8 protein-coding genes are annotated in these 6,298 nt (G+C 37.0%); all 8 read right to left on the reverse strand.

Translation table 11 applies throughout. From position 1 onward, the window contains the following. Nucleotides 1–233: 233 nt before the first annotated feature. Nucleotides 234–845 carry an MBL fold metallo-hydrolase gene (locus tag L870_RS0102180; protein ID WP_028516736.1) on the reverse strand — a complete coding sequence of 204 codons (612 nt, stop codon included), beginning with the start codon at nucleotides 843–845 and terminating at the stop codon, nucleotides 234–236. Between the two features lie 18 nt (nucleotides 846–863). After that, complete coding sequence (locus L870_RS0102185; RefSeq protein WP_028516737.1) at nucleotides 864–2,768, reverse strand: dockerin type I repeat-containing protein; 1,905 nt, start codon at nucleotides 2,766–2,768, stop codon at nucleotides 864–866. Nucleotides 2,769–2,936: 168 nt separating this feature from the next. Next, nucleotides 2,937–3,569 (reverse strand): SdpI family protein, encoded by a 633-nt coding sequence (locus L870_RS0102190; protein ID WP_028516738.1) that lies wholly within the window; start codon nucleotides 3,567–3,569, stop codon nucleotides 2,937–2,939. Next, nucleotides 3,547–3,855, reverse strand: coding sequence for an autorepressor SdpR family transcription factor (locus L870_RS0102195; RefSeq protein WP_028516739.1), 309 nt, complete (start codon nucleotides 3,853–3,855; stop codon nucleotides 3,547–3,549). Before L870_RS0102195 ends, L870_RS0102190 begins: the two co-directional genes overlap by 23 nt. A 42-nt stretch (nucleotides 3,856–3,897) precedes the next feature. Then, on the reverse strand, nucleotides 3,898–4,668 hold the full coding sequence (locus tag L870_RS0102200; RefSeq protein WP_028516740.1) for an ABC transporter permease subunit: 771 nt from the start codon (nucleotides 4,666–4,668) through the stop codon (nucleotides 3,898–3,900). Beyond that, complete coding sequence (locus L870_RS0102205; protein ID WP_028516741.1) at nucleotides 4,665–5,564, reverse strand: ABC transporter ATP-binding protein; 900 nt, start codon at nucleotides 5,562–5,564, stop codon at nucleotides 4,665–4,667. Before L870_RS0102205 ends, L870_RS0102200 begins: the two co-directional genes overlap by 4 nt. A gap of 2 nt (nucleotides 5,565–5,566) precedes the next feature. After that, the gene (locus tag L870_RS0102210; RefSeq protein WP_028516742.1) at nucleotides 5,567–5,773 is read right to left on the reverse strand and encodes a PLDc N-terminal domain-containing protein; all 207 of its coding nucleotides are present in this window, start codon (nucleotides 5,771–5,773) and stop codon (nucleotides 5,567–5,569) included. A gap of 188 nt (nucleotides 5,774–5,961) precedes the next feature. Next, nucleotides 5,962–6,298 (reverse strand): dockerin type I repeat-containing protein (locus L870_RS19460; protein ID WP_028516743.1); only part of this gene is annotated, 337 nt, incomplete at its 5' end.

The following is a 6,298-nucleotide window of genomic DNA, read 5'->3' on the forward strand; positions in this document are numbered from 1 at the left end:
TTAAATTTTAATATCCATATTTATTTTATCTCATAATCACGGTTATAGCAACCCATAAAATCACCTAAAAGGTTGAAATTATTTGGCACTTTACTAAAAAAACAGCAGCCATCAGACTGCTGTTATCATATCGTGCATTATCAGAAACATTTTGTGCATAAAGTTTCATTCAATAAAAAATTTTCAAGAAGTTCAGACTGTCGCTTTATACACATCATTGAGTGAACTTTTTCTTATATCTTTATAACTACTTTTATTTCCTTATCTACAGCCTTGCTGAAATTCGTTCCGTCCAAAGATGTACCAACAACACTGCCATAATGAATAGGTATAACATATTCAGGACGGATAATGCCTGCCAATTCTGCAGCCTGCTTGTAATCCATAGTATAAGTACCGCCTACAGGCAGCATTGCGATATCGCATTTTACTTTTTTATTGTCCTCGTTAATATCTGTATCTCCTGCAATATAAATTCGTCCGTTGGCAGTACTGTTTATAATATAACCCAACCAGCCATTATCCTTTGGGTGAAAAGGCTTCTGTACATTATAAGCAGGGACTGTTTCTATACTTATACCCTTTATATCAATTTTTTCTCCGACCTTAGCCTTTACAACAGAAAGTCCGCTGACTTCCATATTCTCAGGACAGACAATAACTGTGTCTTCTTTTATGACCTTTTTTATATCATCGGCTGAAAAATGATCGTAATGATTATGGGTTATAAGAATTATATCAGCATCTGATGTTTTTTCGTTTATGCCATACGGGTCGATATAAATGATCTTACGGTCTTCAATACGTATACTGCTGTGTGTGTTGACATTAATAAAATCGAGCATATTTATTTCCTTTCATATTTAATTTCGTTCAAGCTTTTTTATAAGAGCCTTTCGCATATAACACAGATCAAAAACATTTATTTCATAATCTTCGTAAACATCGGCTGCATCACAGTCGGCAAGCTTTGCATCACGAGCTCCAAGCAGCCACTTCTGAAGTGTTACAACATCTGCAACATTGAATTCGCCGTCAAGATTTACATCATAGCGGACGATCTCAGGCATAGACTCCATAGGAGACATTTTCAAAGCTTCTTTTGTTTCAAAACAATATCTCCATACCGAGCCGTCTTTGCGAATAAACCACGCATAGCCTTTTTCCTGATATTTAACATATTCCGCACCTATTACCCTGTCTACATCGGAAATTGCAAAATGTCTTCCTGCAAGGTCAATAGTCAGCGTACTGTCATCTGTTATGTACCAGTTTATAAGGAGATCGGAATCATTGCCGTAGATACTGTCATATTCATGTATGTAAAAACAGCCATTATCAAGATATGATGGTGATATAAGGGATTCACCCGGCGGAAATATCACTGTTTCTTTCTTATTATAAGCAAGATATGCTTTTTTGTCGGAAGTTACATAAACTGTATCCGAATATCCCTCTGACGTAATATAATGTCCTAAATCAATAACATCTGAGGCAATTTTGCTTTTTGCAAAATATGAATATCCGCTTACTTTCCATAATACACCTTTTTCATCAAGAAAATAGTTGAATATATGTTTGGAAGGATTAACGATACCCGTTTTCTGAGATGTGACATTTAGCTTTCCATTAGTATCATAATCAATATTATACCATATCATTTCTCCGCTTTCAGAAATATAAAACCTGTCAGCCTCAACAAGTGATTTATAATTCTCACCTGCTTTTACAATTACAGGTTCTTCACCGTCAGGATATATGGAATAAAGCGTACCGTCAGCGGTAACTGCACAGCCATCAACAAGCATTTCAAACTTTATGCCCTCAACGGCTTTATCGTTAAGAAGAAGTGTACCATCATTCTGAAGTACAAGATCAATATATACATAATCACCATCAGCATTTTTCTTATATGTAGTGGAGAAAAGCTTTACATTATCGGCTGCTTTGTAGTACTGATCTCCTCTTATACCGTAAAGAACTCCGTTGTCTATGACAACATTGTGATTTCCGTAATATAAACTTGAATAAACCGAGGGCTCTGTTTTTACATCATTTAACTCAGGTGTTATACGCTTCATAGGAGACACTGTAATATCGCAGGAAAACTTTTCCTCATCGTCCAGATAAACATGACATTTTGTAGTCCCCTCTTTTTTACCGTACATACCGCACTGTACATGATAATTATCATATGTTCGGTCAAGGAGATCAACGAGATCATCATCAAGCTTAAAGCTTATCTTGTTATCTCCGAAAAGGCCTATAGGATAAACGCCAAATATATCCGAATATCCTCTTTCAATATTCATATCAGGACACCATGAAGCTTCTATTCGCTGCTCTGTGGTTATCTGATCCATATTCTTTAAATAACAGCCGAAAAGCCCAATATCCTTAACAAAAGAAATATCAGTAAGCGGTACTGAATCAAAAGATACTTCTCTGAGTTTGGGCATTTCCTTCAGTACTGAAAAATCAGTGAGTGTTCCGCCTTTAAAAGTAATATAACGGCACCCCGTCAGCATTGAAAGCCATGAGATATCTTTAACTCCTTCAAGGTCAAGCTGCAGCCCCGGAAGTCTTTCAAGCTCACTCTCCTCAATAATACCGTCAGAATTCCAGTCGCAGCCTCCTTTGTCTTTAACAAGTTCAGCATAAGCCTGTTCATCAATATCCACAGGTACAGGAGTATCCGCAAAGGCAGTTAAACCTGTCATTGAAGCCATAACAGATAAACTGCAAAGTAATGATATCGTTTTTCTCATTTATAATTACCCCCTATTTTTTAATTTTTCATTTGTTATCCACAAATTCAAAACAATATTTTTTTAAATTATAACATAAAAATGACCGCAAATCAAGATATTATATTAATAAAAACGCCCTCAGCTTTAAAACTGCTGAGAGCGTGTTGCATGAGCATATGCTCATTTTTATTGTTTTCTTTTGCTTGAATAGTATATCGCTTCACCATATATCATAGGAATAAAAACAGAAACAATCAAAATAACAAATGCCGCAATGAAATATCCGAGTAAAGATAATATAAATGCGGCAACACCGCTTATTATCAATACAAATCCGCCAAAACGGTGAGTTTTATCCCATATTTCATCACTTGATATTATATGAGGAGTACGTATTCCGATTACCCAGTTTTTTCTTACCTTAGGCAAATAGTTACCCAAAAAGATCATTATAACAGAGATCACTAAACATACGATCAAACGTATATCTTTAATCTTTCCGAGTGCAGAAAGAATAATAACTCCCTGGCACAAAAAAAGTATCATCGGAAAAATCATTATTATCGGAATCAGCTTTCCGATATTTCTCTTCTTTTCAAACCATCTCAGGTAAATACAGTTCAAAAATGTCACACCGGTAAAAATAAGCGGGATTCCAAACACTGCAAATGCCTTTGAAGCAGTATCATTTGATTTTGAAGTCATGCTCCAACTGGTGACAACTCTCTCGGGAAGACGGTCATATACCAATACCCCGGGAATAATCGTACAAAGACACAGAATTACAGCAATAATGTCACTCTTCTTCAGATTTTTCAATATCCTGCACCTCCTTTTCGTTTTTATCTGATGTAAACTGCGAGACCCACAAAAGTATCTCCTCAAATACGGAAGTATTAAGGGAGTAATATATAAAATTCTTTTCCTTTGTCTCGTATATTAGATCAGCATTTTTCAACTGTTTCAAATGATATGATACCGTTGCTCCTGTCATATCAAAATGTGAAGCTATATCCCCTGCTGAAAGTCTCCCCTTTTTCAGCATGGAAAGTATCTCACGCCGAACAGGATCAGACAGAGCCTTGAAAGTTTCGGGAAATCCCATTTTTCTCTCCTTCCTTTAAGATATATAGCATATGCCTTTAAATCATATCTGCCGCTTGTGTGTTATAGGCAGAGATACAAGAACAAAAACAAATGAAAGCATAGCTGTTACAATTACTGCACCGAAATAATCCTTAGGTTCATATTCTCCTTTATAAAGTGAGACACTATCAGTAATTCTGACAGGAAGATACTCCTTCGCTTTATTGTACATACCTATCAACGTCATAGAAAAATATACTGCTCCTGTACCAAGCATCACCTGTATTCCCGAACCTGCAAATGAAGAAAAAAATACAATGCAGCTTATCATAAATACGCCGAAAAGCCACCAGCAAAACGCTGCAAAAAACAGTTTACTTACAACAGAGTTGTCCCAATAGAAGTCGCTGTAGAAATATGTTATCTCGAAACACAGACATATACCGATACTCCATACAAGAAGCATGACTGCAAGCTTTGAGAGCACCACAGAACTACGTGAAAGACCTTTTGTAAGCAGCGGTATCAATGTACCTTTGGAATACTCAGTAGTATATATTCCGCTGAACATTATAAGCAATACGATCAATACCGTCGGAACATTCTTTACAAACTGCGACCACGAATCCATTGCCGTAACTTTAACTGCACTGACAGTGATCCCCTGTTCAGCAAAATCCTCTGACATTAACTCATATAGTTTAGGTGTCAGCTTGGCGATGGTAGGATTCATAATGCCAACCAAAACAAATATTGCCATTAATATCATAAGCCGCTTATTTCTGATTATTTCGCATATCTCTTTTTTTAAAAGAACTTTAAATCCCTTCATTTGCCTATCACCTCCATGAACAGATCTTCCAGATCAGCCTCCCGCCTTTCAAGACGAGCTATGGGTATCATCTGTGCTGAAAGAAAAGCCATAAGGTCAGCGCAATCTTTTTCAGATGCCTGCGGAAGTATAAATTTCCCGTCATTTACCCTGCCGTCAGGAAAAGCTGATGAAATCCTTTCAATATCATTTGGTTCAACAATGGTAAGCTCAAGAGCAGTATTGCCTCTGACAGCACGTATTTCCTCCAGACTGCCTGAAAACGCAGTCTTGCCGCCTTCAAGAAAAGCTACGCAGCTGCAAATCCTTTCAACATCTGAAAGAATATGAGTAGAAAATACGACCGATGTCTGTTCTTTTGCTGCACTTATTATATCAAGTATATCTTTTCTTCCCACAGGGTCAAGAGCAGATGTTGGCTCATCGCATATCAGAAGCTTAGGTCGATTTATCATTGCCTGTGCTATACCAAGTCGCTGCTTCATTCCTCGTGAATAGCCTTTTATACGATGCTTTTCCTTATCAAGTCCAACAAGCTCCAGCAGCTCTGAAATACGTGTTTTTAATTCACTGCTTCCCATGCCTGATATCTCACCGCATAGCTTCAGATATTCGTGTGCATTCATATACCCGTAAAACTCAGGTACATCAGGAAGATAACCTATGCAGCCGCTTTTGGGAGTACACCCATATCTTGCTCTTTCACCACATACATTTATCTCACCACCGTCTGTTTTCAGCAGACCAAGTATAGCACGCATTGTAGTGGTTTTGCCTGCACCGTTTCTGCCGATAAATCCGAATATACAGTTATCAGGTACAGAAAAGCTCACGCCGTCAAGCACTTTTTTACTTCCGAAGCTCTTTTTTATTTCTTTTACTTCCAGTACATTCATCTTTATTCATCTTCCTTGCCGAAAATAAAATAAATTATCGGACCAATAAATTGCATGCCTATTATTGCAACAACAAGCCATAATACGCGGTTTCCACGTTTATAGTTATCATGCTTCAGTATATGATATATCGTGTAGCCAAGCAATGAAAACTGTGCTATAATAAGCGGAATAAGAAGCGGTAAATACTCCTTGATATTTTCATTCATAATAAATCCCCCTTAAAAAGTATAATATGGTATTTAGAAAAAATTCAATTTAGATGTTTTTCTAAATAGATTATATCACTACTCACGTCGTTTGTCAATAGGTATTTAGAAAAAAATCTAAATACCTATTCCTAAAAATGACCGCCACTACGGGCGGTCATCATTACTTTAATGTGTTTTGTACTGAATTATAAAGACTTTTCTTTTCCAAGAAGATATCTCTGTATCTTTAAGGCGTCACCAACTGTAAGGCCCTTGGTATTTGAATCAACATCTCCGTTTTCAGCCCCCTGAAGTGTTATATGAAGATCATTGCTGCCATTAACTCCATATTTGTTAGGATTAGCAAGCGCCTGCATGATAAGTACCACATCACCCATATCAACAACGCCGTCACAGTTAGCATCACCCTTGATACCTTCATTTTGTGTATTGCCATTCTGATATTCTTCCTCTGTTATTGTATACTTAAACAGCTGCTTCTTTTCGTTTCCATCATCTTCGTAAGTGAAGTCGATATACGCA

The organism is Ruminococcus flavefaciens ATCC 19208, from assembly GCF_000518765.1.
GTDB lineage: Bacteria > Bacillota > Clostridia > Oscillospirales > Ruminococcaceae > Ruminococcus > Ruminococcus flavefaciens.